This is a genomic window from Idiomarina sp., from assembly GCF_048265525.1.
GTDB lineage: Bacteria > Pseudomonadota > Gammaproteobacteria > Enterobacterales > Alteromonadaceae > Idiomarina.
On the sequence record NZ_JBLXBI010000001.1, the window covers coordinates 788654 to 809746 of the forward strand.

General features: G+C 46.8%; 24 protein-coding genes. 12 read left to right on the forward strand and 12 right to left on the reverse strand.

Annotated elements, in window-relative coordinates; translation table 11 throughout:
- Window positions 1–18: 18 nt before the first annotated feature.
- Window positions 19–1833: a DUF885 domain-containing protein gene (locus ACN0TF_RS03795; RefSeq protein ID WP_417440813.1), complete on the forward strand. Its 1815-nt coding sequence runs from the start codon at window positions 19–21 to the stop codon at window positions 1831–1833.
- Between the two features lies 1 nt (window position 1834).
- Here ACN0TF_RS03795 and ACN0TF_RS03800 read toward each other — a convergent pair whose 3' ends face one another.
- From ACN0TF_RS03800 to ACN0TF_RS03815, 4 genes are all read right to left on the reverse strand, one after another.
- Window positions 1835–3229 (reverse strand): phospholipase D family protein, encoded by a 1395-nt coding sequence (locus ACN0TF_RS03800; protein ID WP_417440814.1) that lies wholly within the window; start codon window positions 3227–3229, stop codon window positions 1835–1837.
- Entirely contained in the window at window positions 3226–4395 is a 1170-nt protein-coding gene (locus tag ACN0TF_RS03805; protein WP_417440815.1) for a vWA domain-containing protein, read from the reverse strand. Before ACN0TF_RS03805 ends, ACN0TF_RS03800 begins: the two co-directional genes overlap by 4 nt.
- 8 nt (window positions 4396–4403) lie before the next feature.
- Window positions 4404–5240 carry an AAA family ATPase gene (locus ACN0TF_RS03810; protein WP_253620049.1) on the reverse strand — a complete coding sequence of 279 codons (837 nt, stop codon included), beginning with the start codon at window positions 5238–5240 and terminating at the stop codon, window positions 4404–4406.
- A gap of 61 nt (window positions 5241–5301) precedes the next feature.
- The gene (locus ACN0TF_RS03815) at window positions 5302–7236 is read right to left on the reverse strand and encodes a PAS domain-containing protein (protein WP_417440816.1); all 1935 of its coding nucleotides are present in this window, start codon (window positions 7234–7236) and stop codon (window positions 5302–5304) included.
- 101 nt (window positions 7237–7337) lie between these two features.
- On the opposite strand from ACN0TF_RS03815, the gene ACN0TF_RS03820 reads away from it, so the two are divergent.
- A complete protein-coding gene (locus ACN0TF_RS03820; RefSeq protein WP_417440817.1) occupies window positions 7338–7808 on the forward strand; it encodes a hypothetical protein in 471 nt (156 codons plus the stop codon).
- 1 nt (window position 7809) lies between these two features.
- Here the strand turns inward: ACN0TF_RS03820 and ACN0TF_RS03825 are convergent, their stop codons facing one another.
- Both ACN0TF_RS03825 and ACN0TF_RS03830 read right to left on the reverse strand, forming a co-directional pair.
- On the reverse strand, window positions 7810–8877 hold the full coding sequence (locus tag ACN0TF_RS03825) for an alpha/beta hydrolase (protein ID WP_417440818.1): 1068 nt from the start codon (window positions 8875–8877) through the stop codon (window positions 7810–7812).
- A 14-nt stretch (window positions 8878–8891) separates the two neighbouring features.
- A complete protein-coding gene (locus ACN0TF_RS03830) occupies window positions 8892–9215 on the reverse strand; it encodes a DUF3392 domain-containing protein (RefSeq protein ID WP_417440819.1) in 324 nt (107 codons plus the stop codon).
- A 121-nt stretch (window positions 9216–9336) separates the two neighbouring features.
- On the opposite strand from ACN0TF_RS03830, the gene xthA reads away from it, so the two are divergent.
- Window positions 9337–10146, forward strand: a complete 810-nt coding sequence (xthA, locus tag ACN0TF_RS03835) for an exodeoxyribonuclease III (RefSeq protein ID WP_417440820.1) — start codon at window positions 9337–9339, stop codon at window positions 10144–10146.
- 24 nt (window positions 10147–10170) lie between these two features.
- Here xthA and yfbV read toward each other — a convergent pair whose 3' ends face one another.
- On the reverse strand, window positions 10171–10605 hold the full coding sequence (gene yfbV, locus ACN0TF_RS03840; RefSeq protein WP_417440821.1) for a terminus macrodomain insulation protein YfbV: 435 nt from the start codon (window positions 10603–10605) through the stop codon (window positions 10171–10173).
- 139 nt (window positions 10606–10744) lie between these two features.
- Here yfbV and ACN0TF_RS03845 point away from each other — a divergent pair, with 139 nt between their 5' ends.
- The 5 genes from ACN0TF_RS03845 to ACN0TF_RS03865 are packed head-to-tail and all read left to right on the forward strand — an operon-like array spanning window position 10745 to window position 13617.
- Window positions 10745–11293, forward strand: coding sequence for a PTS glucose transporter subunit IIA (locus tag ACN0TF_RS03845; protein ID WP_417440822.1), 549 nt, complete (start codon window positions 10745–10747; stop codon window positions 11291–11293).
- 20 nt (window positions 11294–11313) lie between these two features.
- Entirely contained in the window at window positions 11314–11658 is a 345-nt protein-coding gene (locus ACN0TF_RS03850) for an arsenate reductase (protein WP_417440823.1), read from the forward strand.
- Window positions 11655–12785 carry a succinyl-diaminopimelate desuccinylase gene (gene dapE / locus ACN0TF_RS03855; protein ID WP_417440824.1) on the forward strand — a complete coding sequence of 377 codons (1131 nt, stop codon included), beginning with the start codon at window positions 11655–11657 and terminating at the stop codon, window positions 12783–12785. The genes ACN0TF_RS03850 and dapE overlap by 4 nt, the downstream gene beginning before the upstream one ends.
- Window positions 12779–13483: a M15 family metallopeptidase gene (locus ACN0TF_RS03860; protein ID WP_417440825.1), complete on the forward strand. Its 705-nt coding sequence runs from the start codon at window positions 12779–12781 to the stop codon at window positions 13481–13483. Before dapE ends, ACN0TF_RS03860 begins: the two co-directional genes overlap by 7 nt.
- 38 nt (window positions 13484–13521) lie before the next feature.
- Window positions 13522–13617 carry a hypothetical protein gene (locus ACN0TF_RS03865; protein WP_309109148.1) on the forward strand — a complete coding sequence of 32 codons (96 nt, stop codon included), beginning with the start codon at window positions 13522–13524 and terminating at the stop codon, window positions 13615–13617.
- On the opposite strand, the gene purC is transcribed toward ACN0TF_RS03865, so the two are convergent.
- From purC to dapA, 3 genes are read right to left on the reverse strand one after another with little or no spacing between them, the layout of a single operon-like run.
- Window positions 13614–14327: a phosphoribosylaminoimidazolesuccinocarboxamide synthase gene (gene purC, locus ACN0TF_RS03870; protein ID WP_417440826.1), complete on the reverse strand. Its 714-nt coding sequence runs from the start codon at window positions 14325–14327 to the stop codon at window positions 13614–13616. The genes ACN0TF_RS03865 and purC overlap by 4 nt on opposite strands.
- Window positions 14328–14350: 23 nt before the next feature.
- A complete protein-coding gene (gene bamC, locus ACN0TF_RS03875; RefSeq protein WP_417440827.1) occupies window positions 14351–15439 on the reverse strand; it encodes an outer membrane protein assembly factor BamC in 1089 nt (362 codons plus the stop codon).
- Complete coding sequence (gene dapA / locus ACN0TF_RS03880; protein WP_417440828.1) at window positions 15439–16329, reverse strand: 4-hydroxy-tetrahydrodipicolinate synthase; 891 nt, start codon at window positions 16327–16329, stop codon at window positions 15439–15441. The genes bamC and dapA overlap by 1 nt, the downstream gene beginning before the upstream one ends.
- A 177-nt stretch (window positions 16330–16506) precedes the next feature.
- Here dapA and bcp point away from each other — a divergent pair, with 177 nt between their 5' ends.
- The gene (bcp, locus tag ACN0TF_RS03885) at window positions 16507–16977 is read left to right on the forward strand and encodes a thioredoxin-dependent thiol peroxidase (protein WP_417440829.1); all 471 of its coding nucleotides are present in this window, start codon (window positions 16507–16509) and stop codon (window positions 16975–16977) included.
- 22 nt (window positions 16978–16999) lie between these two features.
- On the opposite strand, the gene ACN0TF_RS03890 is transcribed toward bcp, so the two are convergent.
- Entirely contained in the window at window positions 17000–18079 is a 1080-nt protein-coding gene (locus tag ACN0TF_RS03890; RefSeq protein WP_417440830.1) for an AI-2E family transporter, read from the reverse strand.
- A gap of 145 nt (window positions 18080–18224) precedes the next feature.
- Here ACN0TF_RS03890 and ACN0TF_RS03895 point away from each other — a divergent pair, with 145 nt between their 5' ends.
- On the forward strand, window positions 18225–19676 hold the full coding sequence (locus tag ACN0TF_RS03895) for a M48 family metalloprotease (protein ID WP_417440831.1): 1452 nt from the start codon (window positions 18225–18227) through the stop codon (window positions 19674–19676).
- Here ACN0TF_RS03895 and ACN0TF_RS03900 read toward each other — a convergent pair.
- Entirely contained in the window at window positions 19668–20117 is a 450-nt protein-coding gene (locus ACN0TF_RS03900) for a TlpA disulfide reductase family protein (protein ID WP_417440832.1), read from the reverse strand. The genes ACN0TF_RS03895 and ACN0TF_RS03900 overlap by 9 nt on opposite strands.
- A 70-nt stretch (window positions 20118–20187) precedes the next feature.
- Between ACN0TF_RS03900 and arsC the strand changes: the two genes are divergently transcribed.
- The gene (arsC, locus tag ACN0TF_RS03905; protein ID WP_417440833.1) at window positions 20188–20535 is read left to right on the forward strand and encodes an arsenate reductase (glutaredoxin); all 348 of its coding nucleotides are present in this window, start codon (window positions 20188–20190) and stop codon (window positions 20533–20535) included.
- Window positions 20535–21092 (forward strand): NAD(P)H:quinone oxidoreductase, encoded by a 558-nt coding sequence (gene wrbA, locus ACN0TF_RS03910; protein ID WP_417440834.1) that lies wholly within the window; start codon window positions 20535–20537, stop codon window positions 21090–21092. Before arsC ends, wrbA begins: the two co-directional genes overlap by 1 nt.
- Window position 21093: the final 1 nt, after the last annotated feature.

The following is a 21093-nucleotide window of genomic DNA, read 5'->3' on the forward strand; positions in this document are numbered from 1 at the left end:
CAATAGCAGGTATTTAACATGATAAAAAAGGCCACTCTCGCTATTTCATTGTCACTGCTTATGGCCGGTTGCGGACAACCACAACAAACGGATAAAAATTCAGAATCACAAACAAGTTCAATAAAGCAGTCGTCTCAAACCGACCAATTACAGGAAATTTATAACGACTATTTTGATGAGCAACTGCAACTTAACCCTTTATTAGCCACTTACATTGGCGATAACCGTTACAATAATTTGCTACCTAACTTCTACTCCGAAGAACACCGGAATAGATCTCTGCAGTTAGAAACTCGCTATTTAGAGCAAATTAAGAATATTAACGCTGAACAGCTACCCCGCTCTGAACGAATTAGCTATGACATTTTTAAGCGTAACCGCGAGTTGGCTATTGAAGGTGCTCAATATCCCGATCATCTGATACCTATTAATCAGTTTTACAATATTGCCGGACGACTCGCGATGCTGGCGTCTGGCACCTCGGCACAACCCTTCGATACTACGGAAGATTATCGTGCCTGGGCCAGTCGCATGGAGAAAATACCCAGACTGTTCGATCAGACTATTGAGAATATGAAAAAAGGTGTTGAGCAGGATATTGTTCAACCTCGCGTGCTGATTGAAAAAGCCATTCCTCAAATTGATGCCCAAATTACAGAAGATGTCACCGAGAGTATTTTCTGGCGCCCTGTTGCTGAATTACCGGACGACATTGCCGACACTGATGCCGAAGCTATTCGTAAACAGTACCGCGACATTATTGCCAATACGGTCATTCCAGCTTACCAGAAACTGAGCGACTACCTGAGTGACGAGTACTTACCGGAAACTCGCACTGAGAGCTTTGGCCTGGGCCAACTACCCGACGGCATGGACTGGTATGAATATCAAATAAAAGCCAACACATCGACACAACTCAGTGCCGATCGCATTCATAACATAGGTAAAGACGAAGTTTCCCGTATTCATGATGAAATGCGTGACATTATGGAAGAAACGGAGTTTGACGGCGATTTACAGGCGTTCTTCGATTTCATGACCAACGACGAACAATTTATTTATGAAAGCAGAAATGAAATGCTGGAGGACTACCGCTCTTTACGCGGTGCGGTTGATGATACCGTCGATAAACTGTTTGATATCTTCCCTCAAGCTGAATACGAAGTTCGTAAAGTTGAAGAGTTTCGCGAACAATCCGCAAGCTCTGGGTCTTATCAGGCGGCTCCTACAGATAATTCGCGCCCGGCCATTTTCTATCTGAACACTTACGACTTGTCGTCTCGTCCCAACTGGGCTAAAACCGCTTTATTCCTGCACGAAGCCGCTCCCGGACACCACTTCCAAATTTCTATACAACAAGAACTGGAAGACTTACCCAGATTTCGCAAGTTTGGGCGGGAAACCGCCTATACCGAAGGCTGGGGGCTCTATTCGGAAGCTCTGGGCTACGACATGGGGCTTTATGACGATCCATACCAGCGTTTTGGTCAGCTTGCCGCCGAACTGTGGCGCTCTATTCGGCTAGTAGTGGACACCGGAATTCATGCAAAAGGCTGGAGCCGTCAGCAAGTGCTGGATTACATGTACGACAACGCGCCGGTAGCCGAAGCAAGAGCAGTATCTGAAGCGGAACGCTTTATGGCTCTGCCCGGACAAGCGTTAGCTTATAAAATTGGACAACTAAAAATTAGTGAGTTGCGCCGCGAAGCAGAAAGAAAGCTAGGTAATAGCTTTGACATCAAAGCTTTTCACCGCGTGGTTTTAGAAGACGGAGCTGTTCCGCTTACCGTGCTTGAACGTAAGGTGAAACGTTGGGTTGCCCAACAACTCTAAACTAGAGTAAATGATCAACCGGCAACCGTGCGGTTAACCAAACCGCCAGACGCCGCCAAATACCGGCTCCCGGCTCTTTATACAGTCGTAACGCCGGTATTTTACTTTTATCCAGCCAGTACAGTTTATAAAAACGGTTGATTCGAGCCTCATAGGTTCGTAACGGCAGTTCGTGCTCAAACATCGCGTTAATTCGTTCCGCCATTTCCGCCGACTCAATTAAAAGCCCCGACTCTGTGTTAATTTGCGCTGAACGCGGATCAAAATTAAATGAACCAACAAAGACTTTTTCATTGTCCACTGTCACCGTTTTAGCATGTAAGCTAGACGCAGAACGCCTGAAATAAGGACGCACATTCTTGCGTAAAGATTTTTCCTCTGTTCGTTTCAGTTCAAACAGTTTTACACCTGACAACAACAGCCTTCGTCGGTGTCGCTGGTAGCCCGCATGTACGGCCGGAACATCAGTCACGGCCAGTGAATTAGTCAGCACCCGGACTTTTACTCCTTGCTCAGACAAACTCTCCAGCTCTTTAACACCGGCAGGCGTCGGCACAAAATAAGGAGAAACCATAACAATAGATTGCTTTGCCAAACCCAGGGTTTGTGCCAGCTGCTGCGTTACCAGACGGCTGGGTTTACTATCAGGCTGAGCTTTTAAAGGGTCATCACTGACAACCGTTGCGGTTGCCTGATACCAGTTTTCGGTGTCATTTTGGCGAGTGTCCGTCAGGTGCTCATCAGAAAGGACAAACTGGCGTAAATCTTTAAGCTCCGGTTGTTTTTGGTACCCCTTCCAAGTATCGTCAAATAACCGGGGCTTATCTGACGATCTTATTGCATTAACCGCAACCGATAAAGCGCAATCCCAGTATTGCTGCCAGTCCTCAAGTAACTTTTTAACGATTTTACCTTTCGCAATAACATCAAGATCATAAAACAACTGCCCGGCATGGGTGCCGAAATACTCATTACCAATATTTCGTCCACCGACAATACCCACTTCTGCATCTACTAACATGGACTTGTTGTGCATTCGTCGGTTCATGCGCTTAAAGTCAGTTAACCAGTTTAACCAGCGCCAGCGTCTGTGTTTAAAAGGATTAAAAAACTTAATATTAAAATTAGCGCGGGAGGATAAATCCCGTAATAAGGGTTCTAACGGTTTACTGTGCAAATCATCCAGCAGGAGGTCAACCTGCACACCACGCTCAACAGCATCCAATAGTTCCTTAAGCATGGTGAGACCACTGCTGTCGGGGCGCCACAAATAATACTGTAACGCAATATGCTGCCGGGCCTGGCGTATTAACCTCACTCGTTCAATCAGCGCCCGGTGAGCATCTCCCAGCAATTGAAACTGATTGTCCGGGCATGCCGGCAGTAAAGCTGTCATCGCAGTCCGCTCATCGCCCTTTCGAGCCCGTCGAGAGTCAATGGGTACATTCTTCCACCCACTAAGTCATGAATCATTCTTACCGACATATAGTAACGCCAATGTTCCTCTGGCTGCGGATTAAGCCAGGCGACTTTTTCAAAATGACGAGTCAGCCGGTTTATCCACGCTTCGCCGGGCTCTTCATTCCAGTGTTCGACACTGCCACCCGGGTAAGCTATTTCATACGGCCCCATAGTAGCATCGCCGACAAATAGCAGTTTATAGTCCTCGCCATAAGTCTGAATTAACTGCTCAGTCGGAAGTTGCTCCTCACGCCGGCGCGAATTATCCCGCCACACGCCTTCATACACGCAGTTATGAAAGTAAAATAGCTCCAGATGCTTGAACTCGTTTTTTAATGCGGTGAACAACTGCTCGCACTGATACACATAGTCATCCATTGAGCCGCCAACGTCTAGCAGCAGAATGATTTTAACCGCATTATGACGCTCGGACTGCCACTTCAAGTCAAGTAAACCGCCTTTTTTTGAGGTAGCTTCAATGGTGCCGTTTAAATCGAGCTCTGTCGCGGCGCCGGTGCGGGCAAACTGACGCAGCTTCCTAAGCGCCACCTGAAAGCCTCGCTGCTCAAGCCGGGCATTATCGTCCAGATCACGGAATTCCCGCTTGTCCCATACTTTAGCTGCGCTGCGGTTACGGTTGCCATCCTGTCCAATGCGGATACCACCGGGGTGATAACCGTAAGCACCAAAAGGAGAGGTTCCGCCGGTGCCTATCCACTTAGACCCGCCCTGATGACGTTTTTGTTGTTCTTTTAAGCGCTCCTGAAAGGTTTTCATGAGCTCATCCAGACTACCCAACTGCTGAACTTTGCTCTTTTCTTCATCGCTCAGATTACGTTTCAGGGCGTTCTCTAACCAGTCTTTCGGGATTTTCTCAGTCACATCAACCTTAGCAACTTTATCCACATACTCGCTGAAAGCACGGTCGAACTTGTCATACTGGGCCTCATCTTTTACCAGAATAAGCCGCGATAAATAATAAAATTGCTCTACATCGGCAAAAGCTAAGTTCGCTTTCATGGCACTGAGTAAATCCAGCCATTCGGTAATGCTGGTTTTTAGCCCGTGCCGCCGCAGGGTTTGAAAAAAATCTATAAACATAATGCGAATTAGCGCCGTTGAATGCGAGCGTATTCAGCTAAGCGCTCGACATCTTGTTCGTGCTTGAGTAAAGCGCCTGATAAAGGCAGTAACCCACCTTGTTCACGGCTTTTACGCAATTCATTAGCATCAATATCTTCAACCAATAATAAGCGCAGCCAATCCAGTAACTCCGATGTCGATGGCTTTTTCTTCAGCCCGGGCACATCTCTCAACTCAAAGAACAGCGCTAACGCGGTGTCCAGTAAGTCACGATGTAAATCAGGGAAATGCACATCGACAATGGCTTTTAATGTGTCACTGTCAGGAAACTGAATGTAGTGGAAAAAGCAGCGGCGTAAAAACGCATCAGGCAAGGCTTTCTCATTGTTCGAGGTAATAAGTACAATGGGACGCTGCTCGGCTTTAATCTGCTCACCGGTTTCATAAACGTGAAACGCCATTTGGTCCAATTCATGCAATAAGTCATTCGGAAACTCAACATCCGCTTTATCAATTTCATCAATGAGCAGAACGGGACGTTTTTCGGCGGTAAACGCCTGCCACAGTTTGCCGGGGCGAATGTAGTTACTAATATCATGTACTTTTTCACTGCCCAGCTGACTATCACGTAAACGAGAGACAGCATCGTACTCATACAAACCCTGCTGTGCTTTCGTAGTCGATTTAATTGACCATTGCAGTAACTCGGTATCTAAAGCATTTGCCAGTTCCTCGGCAAGACGAGTTTTCCCCGTGCCCGGTTCACCTTTCAGTAATAAAGGTTTCTCTAGTGTTACGGCGGCGTTAACGGCTGTCGCCAGTTCTTGCGACACGACATACTGAGAGCTACTGCTAAAATCCATTCCATATCCCTTACATTAGGCTTAAAACTGAGCCTATGGTACAACAGACACTCTGGCGGTGCTAATCAGTGGGCTTTCTGGATAACAGCATATCAAAGCGCTCCAGCACTCTGGCAATATCCGCTTTAACAAAGGGTTTTGTCACGTAATCGTCCATACCGGAGCGCAATGCCTGGGTTCGTGTCTCAGGGTAGGCATCCGCGGTAAGCGCAATCACATATGGTTGATGAATGTGCATATTCCGCAACGTTCTGGTCGCCTCCATACCGTCCATATGCGGCATATGAAGATCCATAAACAGCACGTCGTAATCTCTGGCCTGCATCATCTTTAACGCGTTATGGGCATCACTTACCAAATCAACATACTGATCAAGTGACAGCAGCATTTCTTTTATTATCAGTTGGTTGATTTTATTATCATCAACGACCAGAACCTGTTTTTTCGATAGCTTAGGCACATCATTCGGCTCTGGTTGGTGTGCGCTTTCAGACTGAACGCTCATTGGTATGCAAAGCGTGAAGCAGGAACCCTGTTCTGGTTCGCTATCCACCTGAATCGTACCGCTTAATAACTGCACCAGGTTACGTACTATGGCAAGGCCCAGTCCGCTGCCACCTTCCGGACGGTTTAACCCATCCTGCTCCTGCTCAAAAAGTTGCCAAATACGCTGAGTATCATAAATACCAACTCCGGTATCCTGAACTTTAACAATAAGGTCGCCCTCAACTGGCTTTTCGCTATTAGCCTCCCAACCCGCTTTAATTGTTATGGAGCCTCGCTCGGTAAACTTTAAAGCGTTACTGACTAAATTACTGATCACCTGGGCAATACGAGCCCGATCCATTAATGTTCGCTCCGGAATATCAGCATCAATATCGATAATAAATTCCAGACCTTTATCTTTTACAGGCTGTTCAAACAGCTGAATAACATGGCCCAACACTTTTGCCGGCGAGTGAACACCTCTTTTGACTTTTAGCTGCCCTTCTTCGGCCTGAGTTAAATCGAGCACATCATTCAACGTTGTCAACAGATAATCGCCGCTATTCTTTATAGTACCCAGCAATTGCTGTTGATACGGGTTGAGTTCAGTTGACTCCAGCACAGACGCGATACCCAGTATACCGTGTAGCGGCGTCCGGATTTCGTGTGACATATTCGCCAGGAACACATTTTTTGCATGAGCGGCTTTTAACGCATCTAACTCGGCTTTTTTCTGTTCCGTCACATCGGTAACCGTTCCGGTATAGCGAATGGCTCTGCCTTCGTTATCCCGTTCTATGATTTTTCCGCGATCCAGTACATAAACCCAATGGCCATCACGATGCCTTATGCGGTGAAGACTTTCGTAAAAAGGCGTTACTCCGTCCAGATGATTCTTAATGGCCTGCCATACGTCATCGTAATCTTCAGGGTGTAACCGGCTCGACCAGCTTTCTACATTCGCTTCCAGCTCGCAGACGTCCCAGCCAAACATATTGGCCCAGCGTTGGTTAAAAATGGTAACGCCGGTTTGCGGATTCCACTCCCAGGTACCTAAACGGGTAGCATCTAGAATAAGCTGTAACCGGTTACGTTCCATTTCAAGCGCTATCTGTAACTGTTTACGTTCAGTCACATCAATCAGGTAACCATAAAGATGATTCTTACCGTCTTCATAACGTAATAGTACCGTGGTGTCAGATACCCAAATGTCATGCCCGTTGGCGTGCTTTACCCGATAATCCTCGTGCGATAGTGATGACCCGGATTCACTGCTGAGAAGCGATTTAACCTCTTCCATTACGCGCGGCAAATCGTCCTGATGAATAAGATCCCGGTACTGAATTTCATGACTTTCTAAACGCGCTTTTTTATAGCCTAAAAGACTTTCTATGTTGTCTGAAACAAAACGTACCGGCCACCCCGGAGCATCTTCCCAGATAAACAGACTTAAATGACTTCCGACATTCAGCAAAGCGGCTAGATTTTCATTGGAAATACGTGTTGGCATCTATTCAGACTCACTTTAAAGGCTTTCTCGTAACCAGTTTGCCGCAGTAGCAACTTGGTGTACACTGGCAAAAACAATAACATAAAAACAACGAAACTCGGATGACCCAGGCAAACGTCAATGAATGGCAAACCGCACTACTAACACAAGTTGATCAACTCATAGAGTTGGCGCAAACCCGTCTGCCTGGTCGACAAAAGCCAACGATTCGGGGGCCCGAATATTGGCAACGTTTTGCTAAGCATCATTATGTGCGAGCCGCGGATTTACTTAAAGCCGGACAGGGATTTGAAGCCGCCAAGCACTTTCGCCGCGCGGCGTTATTTGGCCATAGCAAGGCCATGTTGTACTTAGGGCAAATGTTTTTACAAGGTAAGGACTTACCAGAGAGCATTTTTCACGCATGCTGCTGGCTAACCTTAGCGGACCGGGCCGGTGAAAGTGAAGCCGCTAAAATTATTGATGGTTTTCTACATCAGCTTACGGCAAGACAATTAAACAGCGCCCGGCAGCTTGCCGCCGAGCGATTTGAGCAAATTTGCGATGCCAGTTTTGACGTACATGGGTTGTAATTTAAGGTAACCACAACTTTGTTTTTTCTCGTATTTTTCCGGTAGCAACCCAATCCTGAAGCTGATCCGCCATACGTTTCCCTGCATCCACCGCTTTTTCCCAGTAATCAATACGAGTCGCAGCGTCCAGCTTGGCAAAGTCAGTGCGATCAGGAATTTTCCCGTAAGGCAGTGACTGAATAAAGTCTTCCGACGGCGTAATAAATACCACGCCTGGCCATTTCTTACCGGTAGTTCTGCGCCAACTCAAGCGCTTGTCAAACCAGCCCGGAATAGCTTCTTTATGAAAGTGAGGGTAAAGCACCAAACCATTCACGTCAGAGAAATCCAGATCAAAGTGATAATCGGTAACACCGCCATCACGATAAATACCTTCAGGTGCTCCGGGAATATCAACCACGCCATCCAGTACTAAAGGAATTGAACCAGTCGCCAGTAACGCCTGCTGAAAGTTATTTTGAGTTAATTCAACATGATGTGTCGGTAAGTCGTTCCAGCCTTTTGCAAAGCTTAAGTCTGACTGTGGATGATGAAAGATAACGCGCTCATAAAACCGGCCTAGCCAGCGGCGGTTCACACTGTTGGCAAAAGCTGAACTTAACAACCCCAGCATTTGCTTTTTCGTTTCGGCTGCGGTCCAGCCCCGGCAACGCGCCACAATAAAATGATGTCTAACCGCCGACTGCCCCAGTATTTCTGTTACTGCCTGATCAGGAACGTACTTGGCCAACAAGGCTTTGGCTTCACTGGTAATTTCATTTCGGTCGGGTTTCGCGCTGTAGGTCTGGGTTCTGTATAAACGACAAAATAAATCACTCGCAGCAACCGGGTCTTGCTGCCCCAATGCTGCGAAACGCCAGGCACCTGCGGAAGTCCCCAGGGTATTCAGCGGCGCTTTCTTGTCTTTAAAGAATTCACCGAACATCCATTTATCAAGCCCCTGAAGCACAAACCACTTCGGCCCGCCGGAAGCACCTAATAGCAAACCGATGTCGTCGGCTTTCAGTCCCTGCTCCTGAATATGTTGATAAGCCGACGAGCCTGCTTTTATGTTAATCCAATCCGTCATACAACTTCCCTGTTTTACAGTTGTCGTTTTCTTTCTGCGAGAAAACCTAAGAAGAACAATATTCCAATGGTACTTACCGCCAGCAGGTGCAAAGGAATAAGACTTAACCAGCCGGCTAAAACTGGCGTAAACCAGACTATCAGCCAACCGTAACCAAATGCGCAAACCACGATGAAGACCAAAGTCCTGAATACAAAATGCCAGTGCGCAACTTGCTTTTGCACCATGCGATTCACTTCTGCGCCATAAATAACCAATAGCGTGGCAATGATCGCCATAGCCAGTTCGTAGAAATGCGGGCGGATCATCATGCCCAAATTATTTAACACATTCTGCACGCTAGTACCCCTCTGAAAAGCATCGTCCGAGTATACGAATTTTCTGTCGCTTTCGCATCCCAAGTTTGCGCTTTGCTGTGTTATCCTAAGCCGATAAAGAGGCTTATTTACAGGACATTTCATGAAAATCATTTCATTCAATATCAATGGTATACGAGCGCGACTGCATCAGTTACAAGCATTAATTGATAAACATCAGCCCGATGTTATCGGCCTGCAGGAAACCAAAGTACACGACGACCAATTTCCGCTGAAAGACGTGGAGGCCATGGGTTATCACGTTATTTACCACGGTCAGAAAGGTCATTACGGTGTGGCCATGCTCAGTAAAAAGCCACTGGAAAACCCGCAGTTTGGTTTCCCTACTGACGATGATGAAGCACAGCGGCGCATGATAATGGGTGATTATCCGCTTGCAAATGGTGGCCATGTACGTATTTTAAATGGCTATTTCCCGCAGGGCGAAAGCCGTGACCACCCTACGAAATTTCCAGCTAAAGAAAAGTTTTATCAGGACTTAATGAGCTATCTGGATAACGATCTTTCGCCGGAGCAGCCAGTGATTGTTATGGGCGATGTAAATATATCCCGTATCGATTTAGATATTGGTATTGGCGAGAACAACGCCAAACGCTGGCTTAAAACCGGGAAATGCAGCTTCCTTCCGGAAGAACGGGAATGGATACAAAGGTTAATGGACTGGGGTTTTACTGACACTTATCGTCAGCTGAATCCAGATGTGGATAACCAGTTCAGCTGGTTTGATTATCGCTCGCGAGGCTTTGATGACAACCGGGGGTTACGTATCGACCTTATTCTTGCCACTAAAGCTCTGGCCGGGCAATGCGAAGACAGCGGTATAGACTATGATCTCAGAGGCATAGAAAAACCTTCGGATCATGCACCCGTCTGGTCCACATTCAAAGACTGATAATCATTTTGCCGTCGGCTGGCTTTAATGCTCTTCCGGCGGCAATGTTTCCAGTGCTTTACGCAAAATAATCGCTAAATCCATATATTCAGGGCCTTTCTCACCCTGTGGCTGACACTCAACGCCCTGCTTTCTAAGTTTCTCTCTCAGCTCTTTATACCAGCTCCGCAACATTGGTTTTAACGGTTGTCTGGCACGCCAGCCTAGCCAGTACAAACCCTGCAAGGGTAAGCTCAACATAATGAGTGACAGCATCAGCCCCGGAGCCAATTGTTCCTGTGGCATAAACTGCCAGGTCAGAGCAGCATTGAGTACCGCTATTCCCGGAGTCCAACTAATGGCTTTGCGAGTTATAGGGATAATTCGCGACTCAGCCATAGCGGCAACAACTGAATGATGAGGCCATTTATCTGCATACCTCTTTCCATCTCTTAAAACCGCAAAAAATGAACGACTCATGGTGACCTCTTAGACAAACCTGCTGTAATTATAATCGATTACTGAGCTATTGTACGATATTCGCACTTTTAATATTATCTTTATTTTTCATTAAGTTACACTGTTACAACCGTGTAGTTCACAAAGATATCCACAGTTAATGTGGATACAGTTGCACCCAGGCTTTAGCTTTGCCACTATACTACCTGAATTAGTCAGTCGCATGGTGTCAGCAGTGACAACAAGTCAGCTTCCTTCTCTTTATGCGCCGGTTACCGGTCGCATCATAGCAGCACAACCTTCGGCCGCAGTATGCCAGCATGGCCTGCTTGGTAAAGGCATTGTCATTGAAATGACCGGCAGTACACTATACGCCCCCGCCGATGGCTCACTGAGCCATATCAGCAGTAGCGGCGATTACTTGTCGTTACGCTTAAACGACACCTATTCCTTACAATTAGTCATAGGTTCCGGCGATGCGTTCGGCAACCATGCCGCTTTAACTGTGCTTTGTCGCGAACAGGCAGAGGTTAAGTGTGGTGATCCTCTGGTTAAGATTAACCAGTCATTACTGCGCAGCTTGAAACCTTCACAACAACGCCTTGCTGTTTTGCTTTGTTCATTGAACTCCGGGCACAATAGCGAATCACCCGAATGGCTTAACCCAGGACTTATTACTGCGAAAGACAGTCCACTTATTACTTATTAACATCGACAGGAGCTGTACCTATGTTGCGCGTTTATGGCATTAAAAACTGCGACACCGTTAAAAAATCACTTAAATGGTTAGATAAAAACGAAGTCGATTACGAATTTATTGATGTTCGCCAGCAGCCATTGCAAAAAGAAACCGTCAGCGGCTGGTTACAAAAACTGCCGGCGGAATCTTTACTAAACAAGCGCAGCACCAGCTGGCGCAACCTGTCAGATGAGCAAAAATCTGTTGAAGACGCCAACGCCATAGCGGAATTAGTTGCCGAACAACCAACGCTGTTTAAACGTCCGTTAGTTGAGTCCGGCCAGGCTGTTCATTGTGGTTTTAATGAGAAACTCTGGAGCGAACGCTACTTATGAGTTCAGAGACATTGAAGCTTGCCCGTGAGCTTATTTCCCGCCCGTCCATTACACCGGAAGACGAAGGATGTCAGCAGCTTATCGGTGAACGGCTTGCGGCTCTGGGCTTCAACCTTGAGTCTATGATATTTGAAGACACCACTAACTTGTGGGCTCGCCGCGGGCAAGGCCGTAAACTGTTTTGCTTTGCTGGCCATACCGACGTTGTTCCGCCCGGCGACATCAATGACTGGCAGTTCCCACCGTTTGAACCTACTACACACGAAGGGTATTTATACGGGCGCGGAGCCGCTGATATGAAAGGCAGCCTGGCGGCGATGATAACCGCGACTGAGCGATTTATTAAAGACTATCCGAATGTGGATGCTGACATAGGCTTTCTTATAACCAGTGACGAGGAAGGCCCGTTTATTAACGGCACCAAACGTGTTATTAAAACGCTGCAGAAACGCAACGAAAACATAGACTGGTGTATTGTCGGAGAGCCATCCAGTACTGACACTCTGGGTGACATCGTTAAAAACGGGCGCAGAGGCAGCTTAACCGGGGACCTGACCGTATTAGGCATACAGGGTCATGTCGCGTACCCCCATTTAGCAAAAAACCCGGTACATGATCTTGCACCCGCGCTCAGCGAGCTTATTAATGAAGAATGGGACCAAGGCAACGCCAGTTTTCCGCCAACCACCTTTCAAGTATCTAACATTAAGGCAGGAACCGGTGCCGGTAATGTCATACCCGGGCGTATTGATACTCAGTTCAACTTCCGCTTTTCCACCGAACTGACTGCCGAGAAAATTAAGCAACGAGTTGAGACCATTCTCGATAAGCACTCGTTAAAATACAACCTGCAATGGAAGCTTAACGGACCACCCTTTTTAACTGAATCAGGCGCATTAGTTGAAGCCGTGCAGGCAGCAATTGAACACGAATGTGGGTTTTCAACTACCCTCTCTACTGCGGGTGGCACGTCCGATGGGCGCTTTATTGCACCAACCGGTGCTCAGGTCATTGAGCTGGGTCCCGTAAATGCAACCATTCATAAAGTGAACGAATGCGTGAAAGCCAGTGATTTGGATAAACTCAGTGATGTTTACTACCGCTGTCTGGAGAAGCTTTTATGTTAAGCAGCACAGAACTGACAGGTTCCTGCGAAACACACTTAACGGCAGTAGACGGGCATAAACTGCATCCTGATGCAGCAGAAGCTTATCTTGCCATGCAAAAAGCAGCAGCGGCTGAGGGTATTGAACTGGCCATAGCCAGTGGTTTCCGATCACTGGACCGACAACTGTCTATCTGGAATAGAAAATGGCGAGGAAAGCTTCCCCTTCGCTCCAAAGAGGGTGAGCTACTGGATGTATCAAACTTAGACGACGTAGAGAAAATGCACGCCATTTTGCATTGGTCGGCGTTACCGGGCAGCAGCCGTCACCACTGGGGAAGTGACTTCGATATTTACGATCCCCGCCCTTTTCAGGACAGTGAACTGAAATTGCAATTGGTGCCCGGCGAGTACATTGACGAATCAGGCCCTTGTCATGAACTCTGGCAATGGTTAACTCGACATGCTCACGAAAGTGGCTTTTTCTTTCCCTATGCACGCTATCAGGGAGGTGTTGCACAGGAACCCTGGCACATGAGCTACCGTGCGGTCTCACAGCCATGCCATAAGCAATTAAGCCTTGAGCTGTTAGCAGAAACCATTGACTCATTAGCCATAGAGGGAAAAACCATTATTCTGGATAACCTGGCTCAAATAAAAAATCAGTACATTGATACGATAACGGAGGATGACGGATGGACGACTATTTGGTGTGGCTAATAATATTATTGGTAGTAGGCGTGGTTGTGAGTAACCTCATGGTGCTGAAGTATACCGCTAAGTTTAAATGGCCTGGTACGAAATCATCTAAAACGGAAGATGACTCCGACCAGGACACTAAAAATAAAGACTAATCCAGCGTTACGCCAAGGCGCTTAGCAACTTCACGGTAGGCTTCAACAACACCGCCTAAGCCCTGGCGAAAACGGTCTTTATCGAGCTTCTCGCGTGTCTCTGCGTCCCAAAGACGACAGCCATCTGGAGTAAACTCATCACCCAGCATAATTTGGCCTTCAAACACACCAAACTCAAGCTTGTAATCCACCAACAACAGACCCGCATCAGCAAACAGAGCTTTTAGAACGTCGTTCACTTTAAAGGTGAGCGCTTTCATTTTCTCAATTTGCTCTGCTGTTGCCCAGCCAAAGGCCTGAATATGATATTCATTGACCATAGGGTCGTGCAGCGCATCGTTCTTTAAGAAAAATTCGAATGTCGGTGGGTTTAACTCTTTACCTTCTTCAACACCTAAACGACGCACCAGAGAACCAGCTGCCACGTTGCGGACAACACATTCAACCGGGATCATATCCAGTTTCTTAACCAAAGACTCGGTATCACTCAAGCGCTCATCTAACTGCGTCGGAATACCAGCTTCTTCCAGCTTCGACATAATAAAATGGTTAAACTTGTTGTTCACCATGCCTTTGTCATCAAGCTGTTCAACCTTTTCGCCGTCGAACGCTGAAGTATCATTACGAAACTCCAGCACCAGACGGTTAGGATCGTCGGTATGGTAGACCGTCTTTGCTTTTCCCCGATACAGTTCACTGCGTTTTTCCATGAATCTTTCCACTCGCGCTTAAGTTAAAGTTGGCTTTGCTGTTTAACAGCGTTCTTAAAGTCTTCAAATACTTGATTAATCCATTCGTCGGAAACAATTTCCTCACCCTGGTAAACCGTAACAGAGGTATTTTCGCCATCTTCCAGTAACCGGAATTCGTATTCACCTTCGGCAATACCCAAGTCTTCGTAGTCATCGCCACCAATGAACAGGAAGCCGCTGCCGGGTTCGCTGTACTCAACAAAATAGGTTCCTGTCTCGCGGTTTAAGTCTTCAACCTCAAAACCAATATTCTGAAGAGCCAAATTAACTAATGGCCATGCTTGCTCAAAATTGTCTTCAACAATGAAAACTGAATGCCCTTCTGCAGCTTTTGACAAGCTAGTTTCAATACCGGCGGCTTTTTCACGAGCTACTGCCAGTTGTTGTTTCCGGTTAACTTCCGAAATAATCGCATTGAGTAAGTCAGCTTCCAGATTGCGAACAACCAAAGGCGCAACTTCTTGCTCTTCACCATCAACAACCTGAGTAAAGTCGTTAATATCAACTCGTAGCCCGGTGCTGCGCTGATGCGATTCGGTTTCCTGAGTCAGCTCGTAGTGAAAGGTTCTTTCCAGATCGCTGTCGCTCTCTCCGCCAAATCCGAAAAAGCCGCTGTCGCCCTCTATGGTCTGTTGTACCGTCATTTGCTCAGTAAGCCAGCGGTTATCACCGGCTTCTTCCCATTCAATATCTCGTCTTTCCAGTACATCAAATGCCGCCTGACGAACAAACTCGGTTACTGAATCGCCCATGCCATCGACGATATCGAAGTACACCCGAGTTTCTGTTTCAGTTTCTAAAACCCGGCTACCCAGCCCAATAGGACGAACCTGCTGAGGAGCCATGATATTGACTTTATAACCGACTGGTGCCGGTGCAATGTCGGTATCCGGAATTTGATACTGCGTTCCTTTTTCCGGTTTTTCCAGATCATCCGGAATATTCAGTGTGGCAGTAGGTTGAATGTTCACATATTCAAACCCGCCGCTGGCACGTTCTTTTTCTACCGACGAACAACCTGTTACAACTACGGCAGCTACGCCCATCCACGCAAGGCGAGACAATTTCATTACGACTCCTGAATATTCAGTAGGTTTGCTTTCTGTAACACTGACTCAATCAACTGTTGATTACTCTCTTCCGGAGGTGTCAGTGGCAGACGATAATTTGCGCTGACCCAGCCCATTAAAGCGAGCGACCATTTTACAGGAATAGGGTTGGATTCAACAAATAACATATTATGCAAAGGTTCCAGCTCGGCATCTATTTGGTTTGCACTTTCTTTATCACCAGCAAGTGCCGCCGTTACCAGTTCTTTCATTTTGGCAGGAACAACATTAGCAGTAACACTGATAACACCATGACCACCCGCGAACATAAATTCGCGTGCAGTAGGGTCGTCACCGCTTAATAAGATAAAATCATCGCCGCAGCGTTTTTTAAGTTCCTGCACCCGACTCACGTCACCGGTAGCTTCTTTTATACCAATAACGTTATCAATTTTTGCCAACTGTTCGACCATGTCAGGTGTCATATCAAGACTGGTGCGCCCCGGAACATTATATAGAATTTGGGGTTTATCAGAGGCATCAGCACAAGCCTTATAATGTGCAATTAAGCCTGTTAAAGAAGGTTTGTTGTAGTATGGCGTAACATTTAAGAAGCCACTTACACCCGCCTGGGTCATTTTTTCTGTAAGTTGCACGGCTTCGCTGGTCGAGTTTGAACCGTTTCCAGCAATAATATCGATGCGCCCGGCACTGAGTTCGACCATGGCATTAACGACAGCGATATGTTCTTCATGCGTTAAGGTTGTTGACTCCCCTGTCGTGCCAACCGCTACAATAGCGTCGGTACCCGCTTCGCAATGTTTGTTGACCAGAAACTCAAGTTCACTGTAATCAACATTGCCATATTTTGTAAAAGGGGTAACTAAAGCGACAATACTGCCCTTAAGCATACATTCTCCAAGTCCTAAATTGGGGCTCCAATGGTAATGCCAGCCCTGACGAAACACAAGTGATAGGAACGTAACTTGCCAAGAAGGTTCCGTAAACTTTTGCCAGTATGGCATTTTCCAAGACGGCATCTGTCCGCTATGATGTTGGCACTGTTAACTAAGTTCCAGGAGAATGCAATGCAGACACTACAACAGGGCGATAAAGCACCTGACTTTACTTTACCTGATGCGAACGAGAACTCAGTGACCTTATCGGAGTTATTGAAAGAGAACCGGGTACTGGTCTACTTTTATCCGAAAGCGATGACGCCAGGCTGTACAGTGCAGGCACAGAATTTACGCGACAGCCGCAAACAGCTTGAGGAATTCAATGTTGTCTCTGTTGGTATAAGCCCGGATGCGCCTAAGCGCTTAGCAAAATTTACTGACAGAGATGAGCTGAATTTCACTTTGTTAAGCGACGAAGACCATAAAGTGGCTGAAGATTTTGGCGTATGGGGCCTGAAAAAGTTTATGGGTAAAGAATACGACGGTATTCACCGTATTAGCTTTTTGGTAGAACAGGACGGAAGCATTTCAAAAGTCTTCAATAAATTCAAAACCAAAGAACACCACGACGTGGTACTGGAGCACCTTAAGCAAGCTTAAGCTCTAATCAGCAAACACCGCGCTAAAGCGGTGTTTGCTCTTCTGCTTTTTCCCCGGTGCCACTGTCCCATGCTGTCAGTACCGCCTTGACCAGACTGGCCAGCGGAATAGCAAAAAATACGCCCCAGAACCCCCATATGCCGCCGAAAATTAATACCGCACCAATAATGTAAACCGGGTTTAAACTTATTGCCTCTGAAAACAATAGCGGTACCAGTAAGTTACCATCCAGAGCCTGAATAACCAGGTAGGCTACGGTGACCCAAACAAATGCCGCCGTTGGTCCAAACTGGAATAACGCCACTAACACCACCGGTATAGTTGCGACCGCAGCGCCAACATATGGAATTAAAACCGACAAACCAACCATAATGGAAAGCAGCGCCGAGTAGCGCAGCCCAAATAAACTAAAGGTGACAAAAGTAACTATCGCGACAACCACCACTTCAATCGCTTTGCCGCGAATGTAGTTCATAATTTGCAGGTTCATCTCCTGCCCTACCTGCGAAATCAACTGACGGTTTGAAGGCAGCAGACGGCTGAAATGAGCAATCAATATATCGCGATCTTTTAGCATGAAAAAGATTAAAAGCGGCACGATAATGAGATACACCAGCATCGCCATGACATTCACAATAGAGGTTAATGAAACCGTTAACAGGCTTTCCCCTAGGCTCACGGCTCGTCTTTTTACTTCCTGAGTGAACTCCGTAATTTGGCTGTCATCGACAATAGTCGGGAACATTTCAGGCAGTTTATGCAGCCAAATTTGCATGTTCGTGACCATATCCGGCATTTCCTGAATCAAAGTGGTGCTTTGCTGCCATATAACCGGCACCAGAGTCAGCAAAGTAACAATCATTATTGCCAGAAATAACGAGAAAGTAATAACCGTGGCAGTTAAACGGGATAAACCAAGCCCCATCAGTCGCATTACCGGCCAGTCCAGCAAATAGGCCAGAGAAATAGCAATTAACAACGGTGCAATTAAGCTACCGAAAAACACAATGACCAATACCGCAACAACCAATAACAGAAACAATGTTACTGCATTAGGGTCAGAAAACTTCCGTTGATACCATTGTTGAACGTATTCCCACATAACGACTATCTCTTAACCTTTGTTGAGATGATAATATCAGTCCTTGCAATCTTTCCATAACCCCATAGAGTAAAAAGGAACTAAAGATAAGAATTTTGCTCTTAAGAGAAGATTAAATCCGTTTCATTTAGCCTATGAGTAGTTGATGTCCACCAAAATAATACACCTTTTTGTCGCTTGCTTATTTACCTTCGCAATCAGCTTTAGTGCTGCAAGCAGTGCTGTGCAGGATAATCAACGTTTGCCCGAAATTGGAACCACCGGCGCTGCTTTCATGAGTATTGAACGCGAACGTGTTGTCGGCGACTTCTATATGCGCCAGGTACGCTCACAAGCGCCCATTATCCACGATCCGGTATTAGACAGTTATTTAAACAGCATGGGCCAGCGGTTAGTCAGGAATACCGGCGGCGTACGCTACCCTTTTAACTTTTTCTGGATTAACAACAAAGAAATAAACGCTTTCGCCTTTATGGGTGGCTACGTGGGTGTACATACGGGGTTAATTAACGAAGCCAGAACCGAGTCAGAACTCGCTGCCGTACTTGGACACGAGGTTGCGCACATTACTCAGCGCCACATGGTTCGCCGAATGCAGGAACAACAACGCAGTATGCCCATGACCATAGCTGGTATCATTGGCTCTATTTTAGTCGGTATGGCCAACCCTGAAGCGGGAGCTGCTGGCCTTTACGCCACAATGGGCATGGCTGGTCAGTCGCAAATTAATTACACTCGGCTGTATGAAATGGAAGCCGACCGCATCGGTCTCTCTACGCTTTTGTCTGCGGGCTTTGATCCCCGTGGCGCGCCCGACTTTTTTGGCCGGTTGGCAGAAAAATACCGTTATGTCAGCAAGCCCCCGGAAATGCTTATGACTCACCCATTACCGGAGTCTCGCATAGCCGACACACGTGCACGCGCTGAAAATATGCAACGGGTGGATGTGGCTCCCAGCCTCGACTTTGCCCTGGCTAAAACCAGAGTCCAGGCCCGGTATATTGGTAACACTACGAATAGTGATTTTGAATCTATGCGCTCCAGTAGCAATTCAATTAACCAACAAGCCGGGCAATATGGTTTAGCCATACGTGCGCTAGACAGTGGCGAAATTGATTTAGCATATAAACTCATGCAGCCACTACTTGAGCGCTATCCTAATGACCCGTTCTATATTGATGTCCAGACAGACATTCTGTTGGCACAAGAAGATTACGAGACGGTTTTAGACTGGTTGCGCGGTAAGTACATTCAGCAGCCGACCGAGCCTGTCATTACTCTTAACTTTGCTAACGCAGCACTCAAAGCAAAAGACACAGACTTAGCCGAAAAGCTTCTGCGCGACTTTTTATTAAAACAACCAAAACATGCGCTGGCGCTTGACCTTCTAACTCAAGTTTATGAGCGCAGTGGTAAGCGAGCCGCTATGTACGAAACTCGCGCCGAAGCACTGGCGTTAAGAGGAAACTTCCGGCTGGCCATTGACCAGTTGCACACTGCGCATAACCATACAGATAACGATCTGACGCATAAACGTCTGAATGCACGTATTGATCAAATGCGCAGCTTAGAGCAGCAAATAAAGTCGTTAATGTGAGTTAACTGCATTTTCCAGCGACTCTAGATCCTGCTCACCCATTAACGGCCCTTTGACACTGCCATCGGGCTTTATGACGTAGGTAGCCGGTAACATCTGCGGGCGCTGAAACGGAAACTTCGGCGCAGGCTCCATCAACGCCAACTGAAACTCAATGCCATGACGCTGTTTCAGCTCTGTCAGCTCAGCGTTAGACATTGGGTCGAAACTGACACCTATTAACTCAACATCTTTTGCTTTGTGCTGATTAAATTCGTTTAACTCCGGTAACTCTCTTAAGCAAGGAGCACACCACTCAGCGAAGTAGTTTACCACCACCGTTTTTTCACCAAGGTCGCCCCAGCGAAACTCATTGTCGGCATCGGTAACCACATCCGGCTCTTGCGAACAAGCCGTTATCAGCACAGCAGCTGCAGCGCACACTAGCGTTCTCAGTTTCATTCCTTACCTCAATTACGTTACTATTAACTTATACTTACCTAATAATCAGATACTACAAGGTACGATACTTATGAGCCAAGTAACAATTTATCATAACCCGCGTTGCTCAAAATCAAGACAGACTCTCGAATTACTCAAGCAAAATGACATTGAACCGGAAGTTGTTGAATACCTTAAAACTCCACCTAATGCTGCAGAGCTAAAAGATATTCTGGAAAAGTTAGGGCTTTCTGCCGATCAGCTAATGCGCAAAAAAGAAGACGTTTATAAAGAACTCGGTCTGGCCGGTATCAATAACGAAGATGAATTGATTACCGCAATGATTAACAATCCTAAGCTTATTGAGCGTCCCATTGTTATTCAGGGTAATAAAGCAGCCATTGGCCGCCCTCCTGAAGCTGTACTGGATATTTTATAATGACCCGTGTCGTTATTCTTTATTACAGCCGTAATGGGGCTACTCAACAGCTCGCTGACGCGATAGCAGAAGGCGTCACGGCGGCCGGAGGCGAAGCGGTTTTACGCAGCACCGGACACGGCAGCAACGCGGTCAGTGACCGCGATCTGGCGATTGAAAACGCCGATCTTGAAAGCTGTGATGCCCTTATTCTGGGCAGTCCGACTCGCTTCGGTCATATGGCCTCAAGCTTGCAAAAGTTCTGGGAAGGCACCTCGCGCGAATGGTTACAGGCTACGTTAACGGACAAACCCGGTGCGGTATTCACCTCCTCCAGTTCACTGCATGGGGGGCAGGAATCCACCCTGCTGACTCTGGCTTTACCGCTGTTGCACCATGGTATGATGCTGGTTGGCATTCCTTATTCTGAACCGGCTCTGCATCAGACTCAGTCCGGCGGTTCACCTTATGGTGCCAGCCATCATGAGCACAGCAATAAGTTAACTGACCATGAAAAGCAATGTGCTATCGCTTTAGGTAAACGAGTCACGCAAACCGCTTCTAAGCTCTCATCATAGG